Here is a 26,083-nt window from a genome sequence, read left to right as displayed (position 1 = left end):
TTTACCACCTCATCAGATCCAAGCACACGGGCTCCCGTATGACTGCAAGCGTAACTCCGTCTTTGGAGGTCTTTTTTACTACCATTGCTCCGTTCTTCGATGCCGCATATGCAGCTCTTTCGCAGACGTTGTCCACGCCCGTGACGGTCTTCACCCTTTCTGATGCCGTGAATCCTATGTCAGGAAGCGACCCGAGCTCGTCCGATGAAAAGAACAGAGACTCCGCTTTTATCTTATCGGTGAACTCTTTCAGTCCCGGCTCATCATTTTTCAGGTCGATGCTTGCTACCGCTCTTACACTTTTGATCGAGATATTCTCTTTTTTCAGTGTCTCATCAACGAGAACCTCTATCCTGTCCGCCGGAACACCTCTCCTGCATCCTATGCCGAGAACATGGCATCTCGGGGTCAGTTTCAAAGTTCTTTTGAATGGCCCCTTCGATGCACAATATGAAATGAATATCCCCGTGTCTTCGTTCCCGTTGAGATCAAGTTCCGGCGGCACACCGTTCAAAATGGGAACATCGGAAACCAGCCCCACTTTTTTATCATCAACGATCTGTGACGATATGTCTTTTGCCGCGGACATACTTCCGATATGCAAATTGTTCTTTACCGCAAACGAATCGACCGAAAATCTTCCGTGGATATCCGTTGCGGTAGTTATTATGGGGACCGCACCTATTCCTTCGGAGATCTTCTCGGCAAGGTCGTTCGCTCCGCCGATGTGCCCGGAGAGCAGAGGTATCACAAACTTTCCCATCTCATCCACAGATATCACGGCCGGATCCGAAGTTTTGCTTTTCAGGAACGGGGCTATGTATCTGACCGCTATCGCCGTCGCACCGATGAATATTATCGCATCGGACACTTTAAACGATTCTTCCGTCCAGGCCGTCGCAGGGCCATCCACCTTGATCGTTCCTTCGGCATCCGATGAGGTTTTAGAATAAATTTCGCAGTCATGGCCGTCCAGTGTTTCACATATTTTCTGTGCTAGAACACAGCCTCTTCTGGAAAAAGCGATCATTCTTATTTTCATTTGTGTGCATGCTCCCTTATCTTTTGCAGGAGTTCTTCTGCCCCATGCGTCTCCCCCAGCTTTCCGTACTTAGAAGAGAATACCACGCATTCTATCTGCATTCCGTCTCTGGCTCTGTGGTTCAGATGAAAATCTATTTTTTTCATTATCTCTCTCATAGTATTTTCCACGACGCCCGCGTCGTTCAGTATGTCCAAAGCATCATCGGTCGACACGCACGACATTATTTTCGCAGCGGTCTTTGCGTCTGCCCCGGCCAACAGAGAGTTTGCAGATAATATTTCCATTCTGCAATCTGCCCATCGTGAGTGAGTGTTCATTATTCCCCCCGCAAGTTTGACCATCTTGCCCAAGTTCCCGATGAGAAGTAATCCCTTGAAGCCGAGGGCCGAAGCGTGATCTATGGTCTCGCCGATGAAATTGCTGCATTTGACCGCCCGATCTCCGTCTTCACTTTCGGTCTCTTCGTAAAAATGTTTGCCGTAGTTGCCAGGAACTACCAGAACATTCTCGTCCCCGTTGGCTTTTTTGATGTTCAGCTCGACCTTAATTGTATCCACCAGCGCCGTTTCGCTCATAGGCTCCACTATCCCGGTGGTGCCGAGTATGGATATGCCGTCGATGATGCCAAGCCGGGGGTTGAACGTCTTCTTTGATGCGGTGAATCCTTCGGGAACGGTGATCAATGCGGTCAATCCGCCTTTGTGGTTGAGACTCTCGCAGACGTCCTCCAGGGCCTCTTTGATCATGCTTCTGGGAACAGAGTTTATCGCAGCGTTCCCCACCGGCTGATCAAGCCCCTTTCTTGTTACTCTTCCGACACCTTCCCCGCCGTCTATCACGATCTCTCCGTCATTTCTTTTCGAGACCGTTGAGTATATTAGTATGCCGTGAGTGGCGTCGACATCATCACCCCCGTCCTTCCTGACAGCACACGCCACGCGATCGCCAAAAGAATGGACGTGTTCGATCTCAAGGGAGAGACATGTCCCTGCGGGCGTGACTATTTCAACAAAATCTTCTTTTTCTCCGCCTAACAGTATTATAGCGGCCATCTTAGAGGCTGCGGCGGCACACGAACCGGTGGTATAGCCGCATCTCAATTTTTTTTTATTGACGACCACGTACACGTCGTTGTTCTTTTTACCCTTCTCCGCTAACGAGATCGCAGGCATATGCACTCACTGAATTCTTGATGTTGGATGTATGTGCCAACTTATAATACTTGGTAATTTTTTTGTTTTCGGAAGGAGAGATATGAACAACTACAGTAGAAAAACGGCATTATTTTTGCCGATGTAATGTTTATTGTTGTGATCAGGGCGTTTTCATCCTCTTTGTAGATGTATATTCCACCATAAAAATGGTCATATTGAATTGGATGTATATGCCAAGTTATAATACTTGAAAGGATATCCATGGCTTGGAAATAGCATGGCAGGCAAACTCTATGGCGTAAGCGTCGGACCGGGAGATCCCGAACTGATCACGATAAAGGCAAAAAGGTGCATTGAGTCGTCAGATGTTATCGCATACCCCGTACGGGAACGCGGAGAGGAGAGCACCGCGCTGAACATTGTCAAAGGAGCGATAGACCTTTCCGGAAAGCGCATTGAAGGCATACTTTTCGAAATGAGTCCAGACCCCTCCGTCAGAGAGAGCAACTACAAGGAAGCGGTAAAGAAGGTCGCCTCTTTGCTCGATGAGGGAGATGTTTCCATGATCAACCTGGGGGATGCTACCGTGTTCAGCACGTATATGCATGTCAGCATGGACATATCCGAAATGGGGTATGAGACGGAGACCATACCCGGAGTGACCTCATTCTGCACCGGTGCGGCGGAAGCGAACATCCCGCTTGTCATCGATAACGAAGGACTGGCGATCGTACCGATGGCCAAAGGGGGCGACAAGGTGTTCAAAGCACTGAGGGATTTTGACAACATCGTTGTGATGAAGGCATTCAATTCAATGAGGACGCTGGCTTCAATGATGAACGAACTCGGAATACCCCACGAGAATGCCGTCGTGGTCAGCAATGTCAGCATGAAAGATCAATACATAGGGAAGTTCGACCCGGAGAGAAAGTACGGTTACTTCACTACAGTGATAATAAAGAAGAATGGGGGAACAGTAAGATGATGTATTTCATTGGCGCCGGTCCCGGCGACCCGGAATTGATAACTGTCAAGGGAAGAAGATTGATAAACGAAGCGGACGTGATAATATTTGCGGGATCGCTCGTTAATCCGGATGTTCTGAGCGGTTCGAAACCTTCCGCCGTCATCCATGACAGCGCATACATGAATTTGGACGAGGTCATTGATGTGATCAAAGAATCCACAGACAAAGGCCTCAGGGTAGTGCGGGTCCATACAGGGGACCCTGCGATATATGGGGCTATCAGGGAACAGATGGACAGGCTCGATAAGCTTGGGATCGAGTATGAGGTCGTTCCCGGAGTGAGCTCTTTCCTTGCTACCGCAGCCGTTCTCAAGAAGGAATATACTTTGCCGGATGTAAGCCAAACGATCATCCTCACGAGAATGGAGGGGCGTACGCCGGTGCCTCCGAAAGAGAAACTGATAGAGCTTGCGAGGCACAACTCCACAATGATAATCTTCCTCAGCATCGGATTCATCGAGGAGCTTTGCTCAACGCTTATCGAGGGAGGTTATGACCCGAATACACCTGCCGCGGTCGTATACAAAGCAACGTGGCCGGACCAAAAGATCGTCATCGGGGACCTTACAGACCTTGCGCAGAAGGTAAAAGACGCAAAGATCGAGAAGACCGCACTCACGGTAGTGGGTGGATTCCTCGGCGACGAGTACAGTTTGTCCAAACTATATGACAAATATTTCACTACCGGATACAGAAAAGGGGCTGTGAAAGAAGAATGAAAGGAAAACTCACCGTTGTAGGATTCGGTCCAGGAAGCAAAGAGGATATGACGTTCAGGGCGGCAAGCGCCATTGAGGAAGCGGATATAGTGACCGGCTACACTACATACATCGACATCCTGAAAGAATTCTTTCCCGGCAAGATCTACAAAAGCACCGGCATGATGAAAGAGGTCGAGAGATGCAGGATGGCAGTAGAAGATGCCATGTCCGGGAAGAACGTCGCAATGGTAAGCAGCGGCGACTCCGGGATATACGGGATGGCGGGGATCGTATACCAGATCGCAGACGAGATGGGCGCTGAAATAGATATAGAAACAGTTCCCGGAATAACCGCCGCCTCATCTGCGGCATCTTTGTTAGGGGCCCCGCTGATGCACGATCTGGCACTTATAAGCCTCTCCGACCTGATGACGCCTTTTGATCTCATCATGAAGAGAGTGGACTGCGCGGGGATAGGGGACATGGTTATCGCATTTTACAATCCAAAGAGCAAGAGCAGAACCGACTATCTGGAACATGCAGTGAGCGTCCTGCTTAAGTACCGTTCCGGAGATACTCCCGTGGGCATCGTAAGGAATATAGGCAGAAAGGATCAAAAGATAACGATCACGACCATGAGCAGGATAGATTATGCTCAGGTGGACATGTTCTGTACGGTCGTAATAGGCAACAGCCAGACATATGTTTCGGATGGCAGGATGATCACCCCGAGAGGATATAAGATATAAGGAGTTGAGAAAATGGTCTATGAGATAATGAAACCGGAAGAAATAGAGAAAAGAAGTATGGAAATAATAACTTCCGAGCTTAACGGAAGGACATGGCCGGAACCAAAGTTCTCTATTGTAAAAAGGTGTATCCACACTTCGGCGGATTTCGATTATGCTGACAATCTTGTTTTCTCAGACGGTGCAGAGAAGATAGGAGTATCGGTCATCAGGAAAGGGGCAACGATAGTCACCGACACGAAGATGGCCTCAGCCGGCATCAATAAGGCCAAGGTCGAAAGCTACGGCGGCTCTGTAAAGTGTTTCATCAGTGATGAGGATGTTATCGCTGAAGCTAAATCAAGGAACTGCACGAGAGCGACAGTATCAATGGAAAAGGCGGCGAACATCAAAGGCCCGCTGGTGATCGCATGCGGCAATGCCCCCACAGCTCTGATAGCTTTGTATGATCTGATAAAGGCCGGGAAAATAAGGCCGGACCTGATCATAGGTGTACCTGTCGGCTTTGTGAACGTCGTGGAATCGAAAGAGATGATAATGGAACTCGATATCCCGTACATTGTCGCAAAAGGAAGGAAGGGCGGCAGCAACATCGCCGCCACTATATGCAATGCAATGATATACTACAAAGACTGAATACACTAAGGCAGGTGTTTTGTGGACATAATAGTTGTCAAAGGGCTCGTAAAAAAATATGGGGACGAGACAGCGGTGGATGGTCTGGATCTTACAGTGGCCGAAGGTGAGATCTTCGGGTTCCTCGGACCGAACGGCGCCGGAAAGACAACAACAGTGAGGATGATCTCGACGCTTACCAGTTTTTCCGAGGGCGAGATATCCGTCGGAGGATACGATGTGCTGAAAAATCCAAAGGAAGCGAAGAAGCTGATGGGGGTAATTCAGCAGCATATCAGCTTAGACAAAGATCTGACGATCAGAGAGAACATGATGCACCATGCGATGCTTCAAAAGATACCTCCAAAGGAAAGGAAGACAAAAATAGAGACGCTGGCAAAACATGTCGGTCTTGAAGAATACATGGAGCGTACAGTGGATTCTCTGTCCGGGGGATGGAAGAAAAGGGCCGCAATCGTATGTTCGCTGATACACGAACCGAAAGTGCTTTTCATGGATGAACCCACAGCCGGGCTGGATATTCAGGCCAGAAGACTTCTTTGGGACCTGATCAGGCAACTGAATGACAACGGCACAACAATATTCCTTACTTCTCATTACATAGAAGAGATCGAGGTATTGTGTGATACGGTAGGGATAATAGATAAGGGTAAACTGATAGCATACGGTGCACCCTCAGATCTCTGCAACAGAATAGGATCCACCGCCGTGGAGTACTATGGTCAGGATCACAAGACCCACTATCGGTATTTTCGATCCAGGAACGAAGCCAATGATTTTGTTTCCACCCTCGGAGACAGAAATACCGTGCTGATAAGGAACACCAGCCTGGAGGACTGTTTCGTGGAACTCACAGGTAAGAAAGTGGGTGAGGACTGATGTTAGGGTTCTTGAAAGAGATCTACTACGTTATGTGGGGGGACCTGAGATTCATGAGGCACAATCTACTGAACATCTCTGTCTCGACAATAATGAGTCCTTTGCTGTATCTTTTGGCATTCGGCTTCGGACTCGGGATGGTGAAGAACATCGATGTCGACGGCATCCCGTACATTGCGTTCATCATACCGGGTATCGCGGCGCTGTCTTCATTATCTGCATCATTCTCCGCTGTTTCCACAAGACTTAACGTCCAGCGCTTATACTATCGTTCTTTGGATGAGACCTTGATGTGTCCGGTGAGCATACCCGCCGTAGTGCTGGGGAAGTCTATGCACGGAGTGATCAGAGGGTTGATCAGCAGCGGCATAATATTTGCGATAGGGATCGCATTGTCCCCGGAACATCTGCATTTCACTCCTCTTTTTGCAATTTCCATCCTTCTGTCATGTTTTACCTTTGCATTCTTGGGTGTTACCGCAGCCTTTTTGGCGAACACGCATCAGGCAATAGCATTGTTCAGCAATCTGGTGATCCTCCCGATGACCTTCCTTTGCGGCACCTTCTTTGCGGTCGACGGACTTCCGTCAGTGTTCAAGGCTGTACTGTATGCGCTGCCTCTTACGCATTCAAGCGTTACTGCAAGAGCATCATCCTTAGGTTGGGATTTTCCCTGGATGTCTCTCTTTGTGTTGTTATGCTTCTGCGTAGCTTTCTTCTCTATCAATGTGTATCTGATAAAGATAAAGAAAGTTTGAAGAAAGTGCAATTCGGAACACATCCGAACCATTGACTCCCTTCAAAGACTTAAAAGAAGAAAGTTAATAAGTATCAGTATATTGGAGTATACATCCAATATAAATATAAAGAATGCTTTTCATAGTTGGATAATACATCCAAGTGACATTAAATGATAAATGAAAAGGAAAAGATCGCATTCTGCCTGGAGGCGCAGGTGTAATGATCCCTCTGTTGGTATCCCCAGATGGCCTCAGGGTGCTTGTTGTAGGCGGAGGGCCGGTAGCCCTTCGGAAGTGCATGCATTTTGAAGGCGCAGATATAACCGTGATAGCGGAAAAGACCATGGAGGGGATAGCGGACGTTGCCAAAAATGTAATAAAAAAGAGGGTGACCGTACTCGAAATATGTGAAATGATGAGTGATTTCGATATCACGGTCATGGCCACAGACAACGAAACAATGAATTCTGAGATAAGAGATCACGCTTTGAGCCAAGGCCTCTACATCAATTCCGCCCACGGCGGAGGCAACATACTGATACCGTCAGTTCTGGACAGAGGGAGATATTTGGTCACAGTTTCAACGAACGGAAAGCTTCCGGCATTCCCTCCTTTCGTTGTAGAAGAGCTTGAGACCTTTCTGGACGGGAGATTTGACGCAATGTATGACATTTTATTTGAAGCAAGGATCATGTGCGCCGGTAAAGGAACACAGAAGAAACGTTCCGAATTCCTGAAAAGAGTGGCCCACGATCCTGAAGTGAGGAGATATGCCGCAGACGGGGACGTATTATCCGCAACGGACAGGGTCAAAGAGCTGGGGGTGCCGAAGTGATAATAAGTCTCCACGTAACCCATTCATGCGCAGGCGTCGAAGCCATGAGCAACATCGCTCAGGTGATGGAATCCAACATCCCTAAGTATCTTGTGAGCACGACCAGAGAGAATGAATACGTTATGCTGAAAACGTGCAACCGTTTTGAGATATATGTCGGGACGGACAATGTTGAAACGGTGAGGAAAGAGTTAGAATCATTTGTACAGAACACGGTCCCCCGTTCGAAAGAACAGAACATACCGTTCATTCTTCAGGGAAAAGAATCCATAAGACACCTTTTCAGAGTATCATGCGGCCTTGATTCTCTCATTGTTGGCGAGGACCAGATACAGGGGCAGGTCAGAGATGCATATGTGAGGGCAAAGGTGGAAGGGCACGTTTCCAAATACCTATCAAAGCTTTTCGACAGGGCTCTTGCGTTAGGTAAGAGAGTAAGGGCAAAGACACGCATAAGCGACTGTTCGTTATCTGTCGGGTCCGCAGCGGTGGAATTGGCAGAGAAGAGAGTAGGCGGATTGAAAGACAAGACCATCACTATAATAGGCGCGGGAAGCGTTGCTACAACGATAGCAAAGGCCCTTATGGATAAGGGCACAAGTGCCATATTCCTGTCAAGCCGCACATTCAACAGAGCATCGGAGCTTGCGATCATGACCGGAGGCACGGCCTTCAGCTTGGATTATCTCCCATCGGCTATCGCCGACAGCGATGTGATGTTCGTTGCCACCAAGGCGCCGCACCCACTGATCTTTCCCGAGACGATAAGATCGGCGGGGAACCGCAGAAGACCACTTTTGATCGTGGATGTTTCTGTACCAAAGAACGTAGACAGCAGCGTTGGAGAGATCCCCGGGATATCATTGGAATCAATGGACGGACTCCAGGGAGTGGCCGCAGAGAACATGATGAAAAGGATGTCCGAGATCACGGAGGCCGAACGTATCGTCAGCGAGGAGATCGCCAAGATGGACGTTGACCACCTGACGGAAAAGGCAGACAATATCATCGGAGAGATAAGCAGGAAAGCGGCGGCCATAAGAGAAGAAGAATTATTGAGGGCAAAGAAAAGGGCTGTAACCGCTGATATAGACGAAGTGTTTGAGGACATGTCGAGGGCGATAGTGTCAAAGTTACTTTTTGACGCATATGAGCAGCTCAGGAACTCTTCGGTCAACGGAGAGTACGATATCATCGATGCGGCAAAATATCTTTTCGGACTGGAGGTGAAATAATGTTCCCAACTGACAGGATGAGGCGCAGACGCTCGAATGAAATGATAAGGAACATGCTCACCGAGACAAGGCTGCATCCGAACGACCTTATGCTCCCGTTGTTCTTCGATGAGTCTTTGGACTCCATCAAATATACTGATTCAATGCCAGGTGTTCCGACATACCCTCTGAGCAAAGCTGCAGAGGTGTCAGAAAGGCTGTACTCTGCGGGGATCAATGCGGTCATGCTCTTCGGAATACCCAGACGTAAGGATGCGGAGGGATCCGGTGCATTCGCGAAGAACGGTGTGGTGCAAAGCGCAATAAGGAAGATCGAATCTACCTCAGACCTGCTCGTGGCAGCCGACCTCTGTATGTGTGAATATACCGACCACGGGCACTGCGGGATAGTGTGTGAACACGGCGTCGACAATGATCTCACATTGATCAAATACAGAAAGATCGCAGAATCTCTCGCAGACGCAGGTGCGCACATGATCGCTCCCAGCGGAATGATGGACGGTCAGATAATGAATATACGAGAGGCGCTGGACGATTCCGGGCACAAAGAGGTCCCGATCATGGCGTACAGCGCAAAATTCTGCAGCGGGTTCTACGGTCCTTTCCGAGATATAGCTCACTCCGCGCCCTCAGCTTACGGAAGAGAGACCTATCAGATGAACCCGGCAAACGGAAGAGAAGCGATGACCGAGATGCGCAGAGATATCGAAGAGGGAGCGGACATAATAATGGTAAAGCCGGCAATGCCATATCTCGATGTGATAAAGCAGGCAAAGAATGAACTTTGTATTCCGATCGCGGCGTATCAGGTCTCGGGCGAGTATGCCATGATCAAGGCAGCGGCCGCAAACGGTTGGCTGGATGAGCGCAGGACAATGATGGAATCACTGATATCCATAAAAAGGGCCGGTGCGGATATTTTGATAACTTATTTCGCCGAAGAGGTTCTGAAGGAGCTGAAGAAATGAACAGGGGAACATCGTTCCGCTATCATCAGGAGATGCGGGATCTGACCCCCGGTGGCGTATCGAGTCCCGTCAGAGCGTTCGAACCCAGCCCCGTATATATGGCAAGCGGGAAGGGATGCAGTGTGACCGATGTTGACGGGAACGAGTATGTGGACCTGTGCATGGCATACGGCCCACTGATACTGGGACATTCCCATCCGGCGGTCGTGTCGGCTGTTGAAAAACAGACTGAAAGGGGGACGGTGTTCGGTACGCCTTCGCCTCAGGAAAGGGAACTGATAAAAGAGATCTCAAAAAGAATGCCGTGTGCCGAAATGGTCCGTCTGGTGAACTCCGGAACAGAGGCAACGATGCATTCCATACGCCTGGCCAGAGGTTACACCGGTAAACGTGGCATAGTAAAGATGAACGGAGGGTTCCACGGCTCGCATGATGCCGTCCTCTCCGACAATACGCAGCGGTCGCTGAAGAACGGGATACTTTCGGAGACGGCATCCTGTACCTATGTTGTCGAGTACAACTCAGAGGAACAGATGGAATCCATGCTTGAGAAAAACGACGACATTGCCGCGGTCATAATGGAGCCGGTACTTGGGAATGTAGGAATAGTGCCACCAAAGAAAGATTATCTGCAGAAAATAAGGAAGATCACCAAGAAAAACGGAGTTCTCCTGATCTTTGACGAGGTGATCACAGGATTCAGACTTTCTGCAGGCGGGGCGCAGGAACTGTACAATGTCATCCCTGACCTATGCACAATGGGAAAGATAATGGGAGGGGGACTTCCCGCAGGAGCTTTGGCAGGACGAAAAGAAATAATGCAGAACCTTTCTCCGGCGGGAACTGTGTACCAGGCAGGCACGTTCTCGGGGAACCCGCTGACAGCCGTGGCCGGAACGGCTACGCTGAAAGAGATGACACGTGAACGGTACGCCGCATTGAACAAGATGGGTTCTGAGCTCGCATCATCTTTATCCGACTCGATAGAGGATAACAATATCCCGGCGACGATCAACTCTGTCGGATCGATGTTCCAGATATTTTTCGGAGTGGATTCTGTTCGCAATGCGGCAGACGCATTGAAGTGCGACAGGAAAACGTTTTTCGGGCTTTTCAAACTCATGTTGGACGCAGGAGTATATCTGCCGCCGTCGGCACTCGAAGTAAGCTTCCTCTCGACCGAACATGGGCCTGCATTGAAAAAGATCGCCGAAGAATTCGATAAGAACATGAGGTGCATCTTTTGATAATAGGAACAAGGGACAGCAGACTGGCACTTGCTCAGACCGACATTTTTATGGAGCTGATGGCCGCCGTTTCGGATGAGAAGATGGAAGTGAAGGCTGTCAAAACATCCGGCGATATAGACCAAACGACCGAACTGAAAGATATGGGAGGGTACGGAGCATTTGTGAGGGAACTGGATAACGCCCTTCTAGCAGGAGATATTGACGTTTCGGTAAATTCAATGAAGGATATGCCGGTGTTCAGAGGAACCGAGATAATAATAGGTGCCGTACTTCCGAGGGCTCCCGTTGAGGATGTCATCCTGCCGATGCGCATTGAAGACCTCCCTTACGGAGCGGTCGTAGGGTCATCTTCCGTAAGGAGGAATTTCATCCTGAAAAGCGTCCGCCCCGACCTTGAAGTGGTGGGGTTGAGGGGAAATATCGATACGAGACTGAGAAAACTCGATTCCGGAAAATACGATGCGATAATATTGGCAAAGGCCGGACTTGAGCGTCTCGGTATAAGAAGAGAGATGCACACCCTCGAACTGGACGATTTTGTGCCTGCCCGGGCAGGGCGCGATCGCGATCGCCTGCAGATCGTCCGATGAGAAAATCGTAGAGACCCTCGGCAAGATCGATGACAAGGACGCAAGGACGGAGACGGAAGCAGAGAGGAAGATCATGAGGATCATGGGCGGTATATGTTCGTCACCGATCGGAATAAACGCAAAAAAACAGGAAGACGGATTGAGAATAAGGGCGACGTTCTTTGATGGGGAAACAATAAGGAAGTATGACTCCGTGTTATCGGCTAAATATAAATTGTCCGAACTTGAGCACATCGCAGCAATATTGAAGGGGGCGGTTCAATGAAAGGAAAAGTATATCTTGTAGGGGCCGGACCCGGAGGCATAGGTCTGATCACGGTCAGGGGACTGGAACTGCTGAGATCAGCAAAAACGGTCGTGCACGATGCGCTCATAGACCCAGATATCTTAAAGGAGTGTAAGGGTGCCGAGCTGATCGACGCTGGCAAACGCGGCGGAAACCATAAGATGACCCAGGAAGAGATCAATGAGACATTGGTCAGACTTGCGAGCGAAGGAAAGGACGTGGTCCGTTTGAAAGGAGGGGATCCGTTCCTTTTCGGAAGAGGGGCCGAGGAGGTCGCCGAGCTTAGGAAGGCCGGGATCGAAGTGCACGTTGTTCCGGGTGTGTCATCGTCGATATCCGTGCCGGAACTTGCCGGGATACCGCTCACGCACAGAGACAACGCCTCCTATGTGACTATCGCCACAGGCCACGAAAGGGCCGACCGCTCTGAGGATAAGGTCGACTGGAGAAAACTTGCAAAAACGGACGGGACCATTGTTATTTTGATGGGAATGAGCAACGCAGAGCGCATCTCATTTGAGTTGATGGAAGGAGGGATGAAAAGAGATACACCTGCGGCAGCCGTTGTGAATGAGCGCGGTCGTTACAGGACGGAGGTATCCACGCTGTCCGAGCTGGCTTCGATGATAAAAATAAAGGAGATGAAGGCCCCGGGGATAATCCTCATCGGAGATGTGGTGACACAGCGGAGCGTTCTGGGGGACCTGTATTGACAGTAATTGCCTTTACGAGACCCGAAAGAAGACTTAAAGAATCGATAAAGGCAGCAGAGGCCGCGGGATTCACCGTGATGGCCGCTCCATCTCTGGAGATAATCCCATGCAGTATCCAAGATATGGAGCAGTTGTTCCGTACAATAAGCGAGAACGACGTTGTGGTGTTCACATCCCCCACATCCGCAGAGGAGTGCGGAAGATCACCCATTTTCAAAGATTCGATGAGAGATGCACACATACTTTCCATCGGGCCGGGGACGGCGAAAGCTCTGGAGCGTCTCGGAGTGGCCACGGACACAATGCCTTCAGAATATAGTTCCGAAGGCATAGTGGAGCATCTGCACGGCTCTGTGAAGGGAAAGAAGATAATACTTATAAGGTCGGACCATGGCTCACGCGTCCTGGACGAAGGCCTCAGGGCCATGGGCGCAGAGGTCGTGGATTTCATCGCATACAGTCTGAAGCCTGTCGACCCGAAGCATCTGAATAAGATATTAGATGCGGGAAGGCTTGGCAAGGTAGATGTGTTCGCATTCACAAGCCCGCTCTCTGCAAGTTCTTTTGTCGAGGCGGCGGAGAAAAGAGGGATAGATGCCAAAGATATGTTCAAAAGATCAAAGGTCGCCGCCATAGGAAAACCAACAACTGATATGCTGGCATCACTCGGGATATGGGCAGATATAGTTCCGGTCAAGGCGACGTTCGAGGAAATGATCGCCGCAATAAAGAAGATGACGGAGATGTAAGAATGAAAGAAGGAATAATCATAATCGGACACGGCTCGAAATTGAACTTCAACAAAGAGATAATGGAACTTCATGCTAAACGCATGAGGGAGAAAGGATTCAAGAACGTCTACATCGGATTCAATGAGATATCGCTACCGTCGATCGAGGAGACGTTGGAGAGAATGGCTGCGGACGGAGTGGATACGATAACCGCTTTGCCGCTTTTCATAGCATCAGGCATACACCTTACAAAAGATATACCCGAAAAGATAGGGGTGCCCGAGAATGGCACACGCGGCTCCGTAAAGATAAACGGCAGGATGATGAAAGTGAAGTACGCCACTCCGATCGGAGATGACCCGAAGATCACAGAGATACTGATAGAAAAGGTCAACAGTATGAAATGAGCCATCGATCCTATTAAGCATCTGCTGAGCGAAACGGACTCTGGTCTTCTTTGTGGGGTAGGATAATGCTGTCATCAAGTTTAACGTTGTATCTGAGAACGTTGTTCACTCCCCATTCGGCGAGGATCTTCAATGCCGGGATCAGTGTCAATCCTTTTTCGGAAATTGAATATTCTACACCCACAGGTATCTCTGATTTGACGGCCCTGATTATAAGCCCATCTTTCTCCATCTCTCTCAGCTGTTTTGTGAGTATTCTCGGTGAAACGACCTCAAGCTCTTTCATCAGCTGGTTGAAACGTAAGGTGCCCTTCACACAAAGTTTGCAGAGTATCGCAGCTTTCCATTTTCCCTCTATGACAGCCATCGCCGCATCCAAGGCGCAATCCATCCTTGGCGCATTAGATTTGTTCCCCATGACAATAACTATACAATTTTGATATTTATTATTAACTAACAATAATTATATACTTTAACTATCATTTTGATAGTGGCGATATTATGTCAATAGTAGCTATAGTAGCCAGTCCTAGAAAAGGCAATTCGAATGCGATAGTGGGGGCAATGACCGATGCAGCAAAAAAGAACGGAAAGGATGTTAAAATTTACTATCTTAACAAACTTTCCAATGCGAAAGGCTGCCAAGCTTGCATGGGCTGCAAGAAGAGCGTCGGCTGTGTGGTGAAAGATGACCATGCCGAGATCCTGAATGAGATGAGGAAAGCTGAAGGAGTGATCCTTTCAACCCCGGACTACTTCGGAGAGGCCTGTGGACAGTTCAGACTCTTCCAGGATAGATTCTACAGCTTCCTAGGAGCCGGAATGGCATCAAATATAGATCCAGGGAAGAAACTCGCCGTTGTGGTCAGCTGCGGAGGCGGCGTCGACGGTGCAAAAGCGTTGGCTGATAAGTTGGAGAAGAGTATGGTTAACTACTTCAAGTTCGTGTCAGTCGGCAAGATGGTATTCACAGGCGGCAACGCCCCGGACGAGGCATCGAAGAACAAAGCCATCCTCGACGAGGCTGCCGCAATCGGCAAGAAACTCTGATCAAGACTGCCCCGCATTGCGGCGGGGCAGCCAAACCTTTTGAATATGATCTAAAAGCGATATTCCTAACTTTTATCTACCTTCCAGAAGATATTGAACTGATGACCACCCAGAATCGTGAGGATTATCTCATCAACATACTCAGGCTGACAGAGGGCGAGAATGCCACAAGAACCACCGAATTGGCGTCATATATGAATATCGCACCCGCCAGTGTTACAGAGATGCTTAAGATCCTTTCGAGCGAAGGGCTTGTTGAATATGAGAAATACCACGGTGTGAAACTGACCGAAGAGGGTCTTGATTATGCAAGGGTCATTCGGAAGAAGCATCATGTGTTAGAGAACTTCTTGATAAATTTCCTGAATGTGGATAAAACAACGGCACATAATGAGGCATGTAGGCTGGAGCATGCATTATCCGAGGAATCGGCCATCAAGATGTGCCAGATGCTGGGAATACAGGTCGACAGCGATTGTCAGAGCTGTTCCACACCATGCAATGCCGTGTTATCGGAAGGGATCCGCATAACAGCGTCTCTGTCGGATCTGAATCCCGGAGAACACGGGGTGATATCCCACCTTAAGAACAATGATTCGAAGGTAATCAAGAAGCTGATGATGATGGGATTCATACCCGGGCGCAAGCTCACAATGGATCCGGACCCGTACAGCAACAACGTCACCATTGTCGATCTTGGGGAGTCCGTGGTAGCTCTGCCGGCAGATCTGGCATCGTCTGTTTTTATCGACACAAGCGAATGATCAGCGGTGTGTGAATATCGCTCTTATTCCATTGTCTTTCTTAGCCTCGATCCTGACGAAGCCCACACGCTCGAACTGGACCGTATCTTTGCTCTCCTTCAGGATCGCATCTTCGGCCATCCCATGTATAATGCTTCCGTCAGGCATGTACAATTCTGTTTTGATCCCGTTCTTCCCCACCCACTGAACAGCCTTGGCACCCTTCTTTAACAAAGACAGGTCATTGCCTGCGAATTTTGCCGGTGTGCCGTACTCAAGATTGCAGAGGTCTTTCAGTCTTATGAGTTTGTGCTCTGCAAAAACCTTCGAATCCTCGGACGAGATCGACACGGTCTTTTTCCCGCTAAGGCGGTAATTCCTGCTACCTCTCTCCGGGTGATCGGGATGGAGCGGTGCATGACCGTCAATTGTTTCAACGCCTTCGATGTTGTATTTTACCGGGTCGGCTACGAAGAAATACCTGTTTGAAATATCATCGATGATGTCGCGGTTCATTCCGTAAAGGTTGTCCCAAGAAAATTGAATGTCGACTGATTTTATTCCGCTCTCGACCCAATATCTCCTGACCGCTTCCGGCCTGATCCCTCTTCTTTCGATGGCTCTTACAGTTCCAGTTCTGACATCATCCCATCCGCTGTACTCTCCCGAGCGGATGCTTTCTTTGATCAACGATGTCTTCAGAACAGCGTCCGGTATGTTCACCAAACCATAATGGTAGTACTCAGGTTTTTTCCAGCCGAAGTAATTGAAGATGTATTCCTGTCTGAGAGTGTTGTTCAGGTGGTCCTTTCCGCGTATGACGTGGGTAACACCGAGAAGATGATCGTCTATCGCAACAGACAGATTCATCATCGGGTATGCACGGTATCTGTCCCCCGTTTTCGGATGAGGATGGTCTACTACCCTCAACGCAACGAAATCCCTGATGGCTGGGTTGGGATGATCAAGCTCCGTTTTCACAACGGCAACGGCATCTCCTTCGCCGTATTCTCCGTTAAGCAGTTTATCATATCTTTCCAGTTGAACATTTATGGGGAGGCTGCGGCATGGGCACTCCTTCTCATCCTCTTTCATCTCCCTCCAATCGTCGCCCTTACAGGTGCAGACGTATGCGTGTCCTTTATCGATCAGTTCTCTTGTGATCTCGTAATAGATCTCGAACCTGTCTGATTGAGTGATGCTTTCGTGTATCTTTACCCCCAGCCAGTCGAGATCCTCCGAGATCATTCTGTATGCGTCAGGGTCTATTTTCTCCGGGTTGGTGTCCTCATACCTTATAATCAGTTTACCGTTGTATCTTTTTACATATTCGTCGTTGAGTATTGAAACCCGTGTGTGTCCGATATGCAGTGGTCCGGAAGGACCCGGGGCGATCCTCATCACTACCTTTCCGTCAACGGCGTTCCTGAGCTCGGGAAGAAGGTATATTCTTTCTTTCTTTTCTTTGACCATCAGCGAAGGATCGATATCCGAAAGCATTTTTGTCTGTTCCTCCAAAGACATCTTGTTCACATCTGCAGTTATGGATTCGATCAAAGGAGTAAGCTCTCCGGCCTTGCTCCTGAGCTCCGGGTTTTCGCTCAGCACCTTTCCTACGACAGCTTTGGAATTGGCGGTGCCTTTGAAGAATACTGCGTTCTGCAGTGCATATTTCCGGATCAGTGCCTCGGTGCGGTCGTCAGACATAAGTGCTGATTCTACTTCGAATATTTATGATGTTCATTTGTGTTTCCGCTTCGGGCTAATAATATAAGGGTGAATCGCTTACGGTAAAATATGCCTATAAGGGACTTTCTGAGAGAAAACGTCTGTTCCGTGAAAGAGAAAGTGGACCAAGATTCAAGCAAGATCACCGAAATGCTGATAGAAGATCAGGAAAGGACCGTATTGTTCGAGAACGTCAACGGAAAAAAAGCCGCAGGCAACGTGTTCTCGACGAGGAAGAAGGTCGCAGCGGCGATGAACATCCGGCCCGACAGTATTGTCGAACACATATTGTCGGCACTCGAATCCCCATGTGATGTAAAAGAAGTGAAGAACCCGGAATTCAAACAAAATTCGCTGAAAGTGGATCTGATGTCCCTTCCGATCCCGAAATATTACCCTGAGGACGGAGGCCGTTACATTTCGTCTGGCGTGATAGTTGCGGAATACAAAGGAAAGAAGAATGTCTCCTTCCACAGGATGATGATAATGGACAAAGACCGCATCGCGGTGAGGCTGGTCCCGAGACACCTCTTCACATTATACAATGAAGCAAAAAAGGACGGCAAAGAGCTCAATATCTCGATATGTGTGGGTCTTCAGGCAGAGGTCCTTCTCGCCGCTGCCGTTTCAACAGACTTCGGATCCGATGAACTGATGATAGCTTCGGCGATGATGAAAAAAGGCCACGGCAAGCCCTTAGAGGTGGGAAAGTGTGACAACGGACTGTTAGTTCCGTCGAGCAGCGATTATGTGTTCGAAGGGAAGATAACGTTCGAAACGACAAAGGAAGGCCCGTTTGTGGACATCACCGGCACATATGATATTGTAAGAGATCAGCCGGTCATCAAAATAGAAAAGATGTGGTCATGCAAAGACCCGATATTCCACCTGCTGCTTCCGGGAGGGAACGATCATTTCTTGTTCATGGGGCTCCCGAGGGAGCCGGTCATCCTCAAGACCGTAAGGCAGGCAGTACCCAGGGTAAAGAACGTCCGTCTGACCGAAGGAGGGTGCTGCTGGCTCAATGGGGTCGTATCCATCGCGAAGAACAAGGAAGGCGACGGCGTTAATGCGATATTGGCAGCCTTTTCCGGCCACACCTCGATGAAACAGGTCATCGTTGTCGACGATGACATCGATATATTCAACGACAGGGAAGTGGAGTGGGCGATGGCCACCAGAATGCAGGGCGACCGGATAATCAAGATACCCGGCGCTGCCGGTTCGTCGTTGGATCCAAGCTGCGATACCACAACATGGAAGGTCGGATATGATGCAACGATCCCGTTGAACAGAGACAGAAAGCTCTATGAAAAAGCAAAGGTCGCCGTTCGTAAATGATCAGGCCCACCAATCTTTTTTCCTGTCTATCGTCTCTTTTCTATCCGGACCCACGCTGATGATGTCGGCAGGGAGCTTTGTTTCCTTCTCAATGAATTGGATGTATGCTCTCATCTCTTTCGGAAGGCTGTCATATCCTCCTTTAACTACGGATTCCGTGTCGTTCCAGCTCTTCCAACCCTTCATTACTTTGTATACCGGGACCGCCCTTTCCTGCTTTGTTATCGAAGCCGGGAAGTACTTTGTCTCTTTGCCGTCTATTTTGTATGCTACGCATACCGGGAGTTTGGCATAGTCATTGAGAACATCCAATTTCGTTATGGCCCAAGAACTAAATCCGCATAATCTGGATGCGTGCTCCGCAACGACCAGGTCCAGCCATCCGCATCTCCTTCCTCTGCCGGTGGTCACTCCGAACTCCCCGCCTTTCTTCTGCAGTTCCTCAGCTTCCTTCCCTTTGAGTTCAGTTGCGAACGGACCCTCGCCTACACGTGTGGTGTAGGCTTTCAGACAGCCTACCACTTTATCGATACGATTGGGCGCCACTCCCGCACCGGTGCATATTCCTCCGGCGCAGGTCGATGAAGAAGTAACATAGGGGTAAGTGCCGTGATCGATATCCAGCATCGCCCCCTGCGCCCCCTCGAAAAGGACCTTCTTCCCTTCGTCCAAAGATTCGTTGATAAGGACCGATGTATCGCAGATGTACATGCTCACTTTCTCGCTCCAACCCTTCAGTTTGTTGTACAGCATATCGGTGTCGCAATTGCATGGTTCTGCATCAAGCATATTAAGGAGGTCTTTTTTATATGGCAAAAAGAAATCGGCTTTATCTCTCAGAGTCTTGTCTTCCAAAAGGTCTCCGACGCGTATGCCTAGTCTTGCAACCTTGTCCTGATATGCCGGTCCGATGCCTTTTTTTGTTGTTCCCACGACCTTGTTGCCGCGGTACTTCTCTTCTGCTCCATCTAATTTCTTGTGAAGCGGGATGATCAAATGAGCCCTGTCGGAGATCCTCAATCCTTCAAGGGACCCTCCCGCCTTCGAGACCTGCTCCATCTCCTCCAGAAGTTCGTCCATGTTGACGACGGTGCCGTTGCCTATCACGGCAAGCTTTCCTTTTCTTACAACGCCGGAAGGGAGGCCGTGAAGCTTGAATACGGTATCTCCGACTTTTATGGTATGTCCCGCATTGTTGCCGCCTTGGAAACGTACGATAAGGTCTGCTGTTTTATCAAGATAATCTGTTATTTTTCCCTTCCCTTCATCGCCCCACTGTGCTCCAATGATCGCAAGACTCGGCAAAATCACACCAGGTCTCTTCAGTCATTTTAGTGCTATAAATGTTGTTATACATTCATTGCCTGATACTGTCCGGGCTGTTTTCTTTGTAAATTGAGATCACGTCTTTAGGGACCAGCTCTGTCTTGAATGAGGTGGGGCTCATATGTGTCGGGGTCGTTCTTCCACTTTCATTCAAAGCATCGATCAGAGCTTCTATCTTCGGCGGGGATAATTTTGTGAACGACGACAGCTCGCTTATGTCATACAAAAAGACCTGTTCGTCAAGCTCGTTCCTCCAAAGGTCAAGCATCTTTATACAGCGTTTCTCTTTTTCCGCTCCTTCGGTGTTCATTCTTGCGAGAAGCGCTTTATCGTGAAGCAGACCGATCCAAAATGGACCCTTATCAAATGTCGCATCCGGATGTTTGGAGACCGATCTCCCAAGCGTGTTCGGATCGTAGTGGAGATAGCCGATCTGATCTAACGACCGATCGGTCGGGGCGGCACCCTCCTCGACCTGAACATAGACCCTGAAATAATGGTCGGCATAGAATGAGAGTAAAGGCTTCATTCCTCTGTCGAATTTTGCCAGTTCTTTGGCGATGTTGCACATTAGAATGCGTAACCCGCTCTCATGGCACATATATCCCCTTATTGGTTCGGATTGGTATCTTCTTCTGCATTTCCCTACCTGTGCGCCTGCGAGTGGTGCCGTGTCGGTTGCTGTTATCGCGAGTATTCCTTTTTTTCTGCACCCTCTTATCGCAGATTGTATGAAGGGGGTCGGAGACCCGAAGGGATCGATGTCCACGTAATCAAATGATGATTCGGCGAAAAGAATGTGGAGGTCTTTATTTGACGGGACACAGTTGGAAAGGCCGTTCAGCGAGATGTTATGCTCGATGTAAGGTATCGCTTTTGGGTCGATGTCATTGGCTGTTACTGATGTGCCGGCAACCTCGTTTGCGATCCTCACTGCACGAGCTCCTGTTGCACTCATAGCATCAACGACACTTATCTGCCCTTTATCCAAAGCTCTCAGGAACATTATCGAAATGTCCCTTCCGAATGCCATCTGTTCATTGAAGAACACGCTGGCGGTCCTGGTTCCGGGACCGTGAAGAGAGTGCGATTCGGGGACAAGAAGTTTTGTTCTTCCTTCAGTGATCTCAATACCCGAGGGCATCAGACGTTTTCACCGTTCATCAGACGCAGGATCTTGTATGGGAGGATATTGCGGTTCGTGGGAGTGACTTCCAGCACCCTCACGTCATCCCTTCTCCTTATGTCCTGCAAAAGCGGATTTCTTGATTTTTTATGCAAGGTCAGTATCATGGGCTTGTTCACATCAAGTGCTTCTTTCACCGCATCGATGAATGCCTGGCTCTCAACCTCTACCTTTCCCACTTCATCGATAACTATAATGTCGCACTTCTCGCATGCTACTTTTATTGCTGAGATCCCGACCTCTTCGAATTTTGTGAGATCCACTCCGATCCTGCCGATCATTATTTTGCTTTCGATCTCCACACTGGCGAACACCTTGGACTCGCCTGTAAGAATATTCCTAACGGAGAACCCCGTTCTTCGTTTCCCGTCAGTAAGTGGTTCGTCGATCATCCCACCGATAACTAAATCGTCGTCTTTGAGCATTTCAATTACTCTCAAAAGAGCATACGTCTTCCCGGAACCCGGAAGACCCGTGATACCGATTTTTATATCGCTAATCAACTTTCCACCTCCTGCAAGAAAGACTGTATGGTATAGGCCATATATATAATGGAGGAGACAGATTTATTCGACATCAGAAATATACATGAGCGGATAATTCAGCTTAGGGTCATATCTCATCTCGGCTTTTACACGTACATTATCAATTTTTATAACCAAAACGACATCCAGCATTTCCCCGGTCAGCGAACGATAGGAGTACTCATCTTTTTTAGGGCCGAAAATGCTTCTGTCTATCCTTACTTTCACGCTTTCCACGTAGGGCTGTACAAGTACGCCCCTTTCGATAGCATCTTCCAGCGACTCAATGCTGTCCTCATTAAGCGGCATACCTACGAACTGATGGTATATAGTGCCCATTTTGATGCCGGCCTCGAACAATGCTCGTTCTTTTGTGGAGCATTTGAATTTCTCCGCCGCAAGCTCCTCCCTGCTCTTCATCGGCAAGTGTAGTGCGCACATGATTTAAAGGATGTTCTGTTTACCCCTGCATATGGTTTCAGTTGCAGAGAGGATACAGCGGTTGAAAAAGGAGAAGAACGCTGTGATCCTGGCTCATAATTACACTTTACCGGAGGTACAGGACCTGGCTGATTATGTCGGAGATTCCCTCGGACTATCAATGGAAGCCTCGAAGACCGATGCAGACATAATCGTCTTTTGCGGGGTCTCATTCATGGGGGAGACGGCAAAGATACTCAGCCCGAACAAGACGGTGCTTTTACCGGAGCCGGATGCGCACTGTGCGATGGCCGCTATGTGTACCGGAGATCAGCTCAGAGATTTCAAAGAATGTAACCCCGGGTTTTTGATAATAGGGTACGTGAACAGCTCTGCGGAAGCAAAGAAAGAGATGGATATATGCTGCACATCATCCAATGCGGTGAAAATAGTGGAGTCCGTCAAATGGAACGACATACTCTTCGTACCCGACAAGAACCTCGGAGCCTATGCTTCATCGGTCACCGGGGTCAACATAAGACTATGGGATGGTTTCTGTCCCATCCACCAGGGGATAACCGTTTCGCAGGTCAACAGCCTTAAGAAAAAACACCCACGCGCATTGATCCTGGCTCATCCGGAATGCAGGGCGGAGGTGCTCGAACTCGCGGATCACGTGGGCTCAACAGAGGCGATACTGAAAATGTCCAAGACCCTAAATGAAAAGGAATTCATAATTCTGACGGAGGTGGGGATGAAGTACAGATTGGAGAAAGAGAACCCCGGAAAAATGTTCTTTTTCCCAGAAAGTGCAGTGTGCACAACGATGAAGATGCCCTCACCGGAATCGATACTCCGCGCACTTGAGCACGGTACAGGAGAGGTAATACTCAGCAGAGATATCTTGGAAAAAGCAAGGAACCCTGTACAAAAAATGATCGACATCAAATGAGAATGAGGTGAAAAATGACAAAGTTACTTTATCAGGGGCATGGGAGCTACAGACTGACAGCGAATGACGGACGCGTCGTGTACTTCGATCCATATGCCGGCGAGGGGTACGACGCCCCTGCCGATCTGATACTGGTAACCCATGATCACCCGGACCACAATCAGATACAGTTATGTGCGAAGAAGTCAAGCTGCAGAATAATAACCAATGTTGAGGCGCTTGAAGGAAAAAAACATAACAGTTTTGATTTGGGCGGGATAACCATTGCGTCTGTGGAAGCGAAGAATCTGCTGCACAGCCCAAAGAAATGTGTCGGTTACATTGTCGGGATCGACGGGATCAAGATATATGGTTCCGGCGATACCTCGAAAACAAAACAGATGGGAACATTCGCCGCATTGAAGCTTGACTATGCGATACTCTGCGGCGACGGTAAATTCAACATGGGACTGAAAGAGGCTGCGGAATGCGCCGAATTGATCGGTGCGAAGCATAACATTATCGTCCATGTAAAACCCGGTGAACTGTTCGACCATGAAAAGGCAGAGAGATGGGAAGCGCCGAACAAACTGATAGTCGAACCGGGGCAAGAGATAGTTCTGTAAAAACGGACAGAATGACATCAAAAAAGTCTCCCCCCCTAAATACTGATTATTTGTTAAATTCGGTAGGTATTTATCTTTGCAATAATCTAAATGAATTCAAATAAGGAGGTTTTTAAAAAATGTGCGATAATGGAACAAAAATGCAAATGCCCCTGATAGGGGACAAATGCCCAGAGTTTGAAGCTATGACCACCCAGGGGAACATCAAATTCCCTCAGGATTTCACAAGCAAAGGCAAATGGATCATCCTCTTCTCCCATCCGGCGGACTTCACCCCCGTCTGTACGACAGAGTTCATGACCTTCGCCCACAGATCCAAGGAGCTGTCAGACATAAACGTCCAGCTCGTTGGGCTATCGGTGGACTCGATATCCGCCCACATTGCGTGGCTGAGAAGGATCAAAGAGCTCACGTGGAAGGACATGAAGAATGTCGACGTTCAGTTCCCTCTGATCGAAGACATATCAATGAGTGTTGCGAACAAATTCGGCATGATCATGCCCGGACAGTCGAACACGCAGGCCGTAAGGGCAGTATTCATAATAGATCCGAACGGAATAATCAGATTGATCATCTATTATCCGCTCAGCACGGGAAGGAACTTCGACGAGATAAAGAGAGCAGTTATGGCACTCCAGAAAGCGGATAAGGACAAGTGCGCCACACCAATGGACTGGAAGCCCGGTCAGGACACCATCATACCGCCGCCAAAGACGATGAGTTTGGCGAAAGAGAGGATGCAGCTTTCCGGGAAACAGTACTGTCTCGACTGGTTCCTGTGCTTCAACAAAGAATCTTAAACAAACATGCCGCGAAAGCGGCCCCCAATTTATTTTATTTAAGAAAACGTCGTTTTTGAACGTTACAAATATAACCTCTCAGAGATGTAGGGGCAAATAAGGCATTGCTATGAAGGTAGTGATAGTCGGAGCAGGCAACGTAGGTTTCACCTCTGCAAAGGCGCTTTCCAAGTCGCATGATGTTCTGATAGTTGAGAAGGACGCCACAATGGCGGAGAATGCAAAAGCGTTGCTGAACGCATCGGTGCTGCATGAGGACGGCAGCAATCCGAGAGTGATAGAGGCTGCTATCAAAAGGATCGATGCGGATACAATAATATCTGCGATACCAGACGACGCCCACAATATTTTCATATGCTTGATGGCAAAACGCGTAAAACCAACCATCCAGACGGTCGCTTGCCTGAGGGATCCGGACTTTACCGTAAAAACATCCAAAGAAGGGCTGGAAGGAATAGACATTCTGATCTCGCCCGAACTCATCACGTCCGAAAAAATAGAAAAGCTCGCTGTTCTGGAGAATGCGATTACCTATGACCGCCTTCCCGGAATGAACATAGATCTCGCGACATTCAGGATAGGAGAAGGACACAAACTTGTAGGAAAGGTGGTTCTCGACATTGATAAACCGGCTGACTGCAACATCATCGCTGTCAACCGCGAAGGGAATGTGATATTGAACAATGAGACGACGGAGATACATGTCGGGGACAGAATAAGAGTGATAGGTTCTCCCGAATCCATCACTTTATTCAACAAATTGGTCGGGGTCGAGAGAGAGGCAAAGGAGTTCGTGATCCTCGGCGCAAGCATAGTGGGAATGGAGACGGCGAAAAGGCTCGCACAGAGCAACAAGAAAAGGCTGGTAAAGTTAATTGAGAACAATGAGGGCCGCAGCAGGTTCGCCGCGAGAGAACTGGATGGCGTCACTGTTGTATGTGGGGACTTCATCGATGTCGCAGTGCTGAAATCGGAAGATGTTCAAAGGGCGGACGTGATAATCGCCGCATCGCAAGTGGATGAACGTAACCTGCTTGCTTGTATCGCAGGCCTAAGATTCGGAACGAAGAAGATAATTTCAAAATATTCTAACGAGGAATACGAAAAGATATTCAGATACACCGGGATAGAATCGATCATAGGGTACCACCGCATTATCTATAACGAGATAACGAAGAACCTGATCTTCGACGACAACGCAATATTGGCGACCGAAGGTAACAGAGAGTTCTTCTTCAGTGTTGTTGTGGGCTCGAGATCGCCGCTGCTCGACAACCGTCTGGGTGACATCAATCTACCGGATGGGGTCAAAATAGCGGCCGTCAAAAGAGGAAACAGGACCATCTATCCCCGCATGGACACAAAGTTTGTGGAAAATGACAGAGTGCTCGTATTTACTCATATGGCCAACCCGGTCAAGCTTAACAGAATGTTCGGGAGCAGCAAGCCGTTGGAGCTGTGA

Annotated in this window: 30 protein-coding genes; 22 read left to right on the top strand and 8 right to left on the bottom strand. The window is 48.8% G+C overall.

Annotated elements, in window-relative coordinates; genetic code table 11:
- Window position 1 precedes the first annotated feature (1 nt).
- Together Mpt1_RS03550 and cbiD are read right to left on the bottom strand one after the other, a co-directional pair.
- Window positions 2-1,042, bottom strand: a complete 1,041-nt coding sequence (locus Mpt1_RS03550; protein WP_048112224.1) for a cobalt-precorrin 5A hydrolase — start codon at window positions 1,040-1,042, stop codon at window positions 2-4.
- Window positions 1,039-2,217 carry a cobalt-precorrin-5B (C(1))-methyltransferase CbiD gene (gene cbiD / locus Mpt1_RS03545; protein ID WP_048112223.1) on the bottom strand — a complete coding sequence of 393 codons (1,179 nt, stop codon included), beginning with the start codon at window positions 2,215-2,217 and terminating at the stop codon, window positions 1,039-1,041. Before cbiD ends, Mpt1_RS03550 begins: the two co-directional genes overlap by 4 nt.
- A 259-nt stretch (window positions 2,218-2,476) precedes the next feature.
- On the opposite strand from cbiD, the gene cobI reads away from it, so the two are divergent.
- The 15 genes from cobI to cfbA all read left to right on the top strand — a co-directional run bounded on the left by cobI (window position 2,477) and on the right by cfbA (window position 13,946).
- On the top strand, window positions 2,477-3,184 hold the full coding sequence (gene cobI, locus Mpt1_RS03540; RefSeq protein ID WP_048112221.1) for a precorrin-2 C(20)-methyltransferase: 708 nt from the start codon (window positions 2,477-2,479) through the stop codon (window positions 3,182-3,184).
- The gene (cobM, locus tag Mpt1_RS03535; RefSeq protein ID WP_048112219.1) at window positions 3,181-3,945 is read left to right on the top strand and encodes a precorrin-4 C(11)-methyltransferase; all 765 of its coding nucleotides are present in this window, start codon (window positions 3,181-3,183) and stop codon (window positions 3,943-3,945) included. Before cobI ends, cobM begins: the two co-directional genes overlap by 4 nt.
- Window positions 3,942-4,676: a precorrin-3B C(17)-methyltransferase gene (gene cobJ / locus Mpt1_RS03530; RefSeq protein WP_048112217.1), complete on the top strand. Its 735-nt coding sequence runs from the start codon at window positions 3,942-3,944 to the stop codon at window positions 4,674-4,676. The genes cobM and cobJ overlap by 4 nt, the downstream gene beginning before the upstream one ends.
- 12 nt (window positions 4,677-4,688) lie before the next feature.
- The gene (locus tag Mpt1_RS03525) at window positions 4,689-5,312 is read left to right on the top strand and encodes a precorrin-8X methylmutase (protein WP_048112216.1); all 624 of its coding nucleotides are present in this window, start codon (window positions 4,689-4,691) and stop codon (window positions 5,310-5,312) included.
- A 21-nt stretch (window positions 5,313-5,333) separates the two neighbouring features.
- Entirely contained in the window at window positions 5,334-6,191 is an 858-nt protein-coding gene (locus tag Mpt1_RS03520) for an ABC transporter ATP-binding protein (protein WP_048112206.1), read from the top strand.
- On the top strand, window positions 6,191-6,949 hold the full coding sequence (locus Mpt1_RS07445; RefSeq protein WP_082007238.1) for an ABC transporter permease: 759 nt from the start codon (window positions 6,191-6,193) through the stop codon (window positions 6,947-6,949). The genes Mpt1_RS03520 and Mpt1_RS07445 overlap by 1 nt, the downstream gene beginning before the upstream one ends.
- A 202-nt stretch (window positions 6,950-7,151) precedes the next feature.
- Entirely contained in the window at window positions 7,152-7,766 is a 615-nt protein-coding gene (locus tag Mpt1_RS03500) for a precorrin-2 dehydrogenase/sirohydrochlorin ferrochelatase family protein (RefSeq protein WP_048112193.1), read from the top strand.
- Entirely contained in the window at window positions 7,763-9,001 is a 1,239-nt protein-coding gene (hemA, locus tag Mpt1_RS03495) for a glutamyl-tRNA reductase (RefSeq protein ID WP_048112192.1), read from the top strand. The genes Mpt1_RS03500 and hemA overlap by 4 nt, the downstream gene beginning before the upstream one ends.
- Window positions 9,001-9,969 (top strand): porphobilinogen synthase, encoded by a 969-nt coding sequence (gene hemB / locus Mpt1_RS03490; RefSeq protein WP_048112191.1) that lies wholly within the window; start codon window positions 9,001-9,003, stop codon window positions 9,967-9,969. Before hemA ends, hemB begins: the two co-directional genes overlap by 1 nt.
- Window positions 9,966-11,216: an aspartate aminotransferase family protein gene (locus Mpt1_RS03485; protein ID WP_048112189.1), complete on the top strand. Its 1,251-nt coding sequence runs from the start codon at window positions 9,966-9,968 to the stop codon at window positions 11,214-11,216. The genes hemB and Mpt1_RS03485 overlap by 4 nt, the downstream gene beginning before the upstream one ends.
- Window positions 11,213-11,809 (top strand): hydroxymethylbilane synthase, encoded by a 597-nt coding sequence (gene hemC, locus Mpt1_RS03480; protein WP_158386744.1) that lies wholly within the window; start codon window positions 11,213-11,215, stop codon window positions 11,807-11,809. Before Mpt1_RS03485 ends, hemC begins: the two co-directional genes overlap by 4 nt.
- Window positions 11,757-12,074 carry a hypothetical protein gene (locus tag Mpt1_RS07280; RefSeq protein ID WP_052399273.1) on the top strand — a complete coding sequence of 106 codons (318 nt, stop codon included), beginning with the start codon at window positions 11,757-11,759 and terminating at the stop codon, window positions 12,072-12,074. Before hemC ends, Mpt1_RS07280 begins: the two co-directional genes overlap by 53 nt.
- Window positions 12,071-12,808 (top strand): uroporphyrinogen-III C-methyltransferase, encoded by a 738-nt coding sequence (cobA, locus tag Mpt1_RS03475; RefSeq protein ID WP_048112187.1) that lies wholly within the window; start codon window positions 12,071-12,073, stop codon window positions 12,806-12,808. The genes Mpt1_RS07280 and cobA overlap by 4 nt, the downstream gene beginning before the upstream one ends.
- Complete coding sequence (locus Mpt1_RS03470) at window positions 12,805-13,557, top strand: uroporphyrinogen-III synthase (RefSeq protein WP_048112185.1); 753 nt, start codon at window positions 12,805-12,807, stop codon at window positions 13,555-13,557. Before cobA ends, Mpt1_RS03470 begins: the two co-directional genes overlap by 4 nt.
- A gap of 2 nt (window positions 13,558-13,559) precedes the next feature.
- Window positions 13,560-13,946 carry a sirohydrochlorin nickelochelatase gene (gene cfbA, locus Mpt1_RS03465; protein ID WP_052399272.1) on the top strand — a complete coding sequence of 129 codons (387 nt, stop codon included), beginning with the start codon at window positions 13,560-13,562 and terminating at the stop codon, window positions 13,944-13,946.
- Between the two features lie 13 nt (window positions 13,947-13,959).
- Here the strand turns inward: cfbA and Mpt1_RS03460 are convergent, their stop codons facing one another.
- Window positions 13,960-14,364, bottom strand: coding sequence for a winged helix-turn-helix transcriptional regulator (locus tag Mpt1_RS03460; protein ID WP_048112184.1), 405 nt, complete (start codon window positions 14,362-14,364; stop codon window positions 13,960-13,962).
- Between the two features lie 83 nt (window positions 14,365-14,447).
- On the opposite strand from Mpt1_RS03460, the gene Mpt1_RS03455 reads away from it, so the two are divergent.
- Together Mpt1_RS03455 and Mpt1_RS03450 are read left to right on the top strand one after the other, a co-directional pair.
- Entirely contained in the window at window positions 14,448-14,996 is a 549-nt protein-coding gene (locus Mpt1_RS03455; protein ID WP_052399271.1) for a flavodoxin family protein, read from the top strand.
- 101 nt (window positions 14,997-15,097) lie between these two features.
- Window positions 15,098-15,760 carry a metal-dependent transcriptional regulator gene (locus tag Mpt1_RS03450; protein WP_048112182.1) on the top strand — a complete coding sequence of 221 codons (663 nt, stop codon included), beginning with the start codon at window positions 15,098-15,100 and terminating at the stop codon, window positions 15,758-15,760.
- Here Mpt1_RS03450 and Mpt1_RS03445 read toward each other — a convergent pair whose 3' ends face one another.
- Complete coding sequence (locus Mpt1_RS03445; protein ID WP_048112180.1) at window positions 15,761-17,446, bottom strand: glutamate--tRNA ligase; 1,686 nt, start codon at window positions 17,444-17,446, stop codon at window positions 15,761-15,763.
- 90 nt (window positions 17,447-17,536) lie between these two features.
- On the opposite strand from Mpt1_RS03445, the gene Mpt1_RS03440 reads away from it, so the two are divergent.
- On the top strand, window positions 17,537-18,808 hold the full coding sequence (locus Mpt1_RS03440; RefSeq protein ID WP_048112178.1) for a UbiD family decarboxylase: 1,272 nt from the start codon (window positions 17,537-17,539) through the stop codon (window positions 18,806-18,808).
- Here Mpt1_RS03440 and Mpt1_RS03435 read toward each other — a convergent pair whose 3' ends face one another.
- From Mpt1_RS03435 to Mpt1_RS03420, 4 genes are all read right to left on the bottom strand, one after another.
- Window positions 18,809-20,119 (bottom strand): adenylosuccinate synthase, encoded by a 1,311-nt coding sequence (locus Mpt1_RS03435; protein WP_238603152.1) that lies wholly within the window; start codon window positions 20,117-20,119, stop codon window positions 18,809-18,811.
- Between the two features lie 46 nt (window positions 20,120-20,165).
- Window positions 20,166-21,278 (bottom strand): tRNA (guanine(26)-N(2))-dimethyltransferase, encoded by a 1,113-nt coding sequence (locus tag Mpt1_RS03430; protein WP_048112177.1) that lies wholly within the window; start codon window positions 21,276-21,278, stop codon window positions 20,166-20,168.
- Complete coding sequence (locus Mpt1_RS03425) at window positions 21,278-21,823, bottom strand: NTPase (protein ID WP_048112175.1); 546 nt, start codon at window positions 21,821-21,823, stop codon at window positions 21,278-21,280. Before Mpt1_RS03425 ends, Mpt1_RS03430 begins: the two co-directional genes overlap by 1 nt.
- Before the next feature lie 63 nt (window positions 21,824-21,886).
- Window positions 21,887-22,264 (bottom strand): dihydroneopterin aldolase family protein, encoded by a 378-nt coding sequence (locus Mpt1_RS03420; RefSeq protein WP_048112174.1) that lies wholly within the window; start codon window positions 22,262-22,264, stop codon window positions 21,887-21,889.
- A 52-nt stretch (window positions 22,265-22,316) separates the two neighbouring features.
- Between Mpt1_RS03420 and nadA the strand changes: the two genes are divergently transcribed.
- The 4 genes from nadA (at window position 22,317) to Mpt1_RS03400 (ending at window position 26,083) form a co-directional block, all read left to right on the top strand.
- Window positions 22,317-23,216 (top strand): quinolinate synthase NadA, encoded by a 900-nt coding sequence (gene nadA / locus Mpt1_RS03415; protein ID WP_048112171.1) that lies wholly within the window; start codon window positions 22,317-22,319, stop codon window positions 23,214-23,216.
- A gap of 14 nt (window positions 23,217-23,230) precedes the next feature.
- Window positions 23,231-23,821, top strand: coding sequence for an MBL fold metallo-hydrolase (locus Mpt1_RS03410; protein ID WP_048112169.1), 591 nt, complete (start codon window positions 23,231-23,233; stop codon window positions 23,819-23,821).
- Window positions 23,822-23,961: 140 nt separating this feature from the next.
- Window positions 23,962-24,621, top strand: a complete 660-nt coding sequence (locus tag Mpt1_RS03405) for a peroxiredoxin (RefSeq protein WP_394295793.1) — start codon at window positions 23,962-23,964, stop codon at window positions 24,619-24,621.
- A gap of 109 nt (window positions 24,622-24,730) precedes the next feature.
- Entirely contained in the window at window positions 24,731-26,083 is a 1,353-nt protein-coding gene (locus Mpt1_RS03400; protein WP_048112164.1) for an NAD-binding protein, read from the top strand.

The organism is Candidatus Methanoplasma termitum (assembly GCF_000800805.1).
GTDB lineage: Archaea > Thermoplasmatota > Thermoplasmata > Methanomassiliicoccales > Methanomethylophilaceae > Methanoplasma > Methanoplasma termitum.
This window is presented reverse-complemented; position numbering and strand designations above follow the sequence as displayed.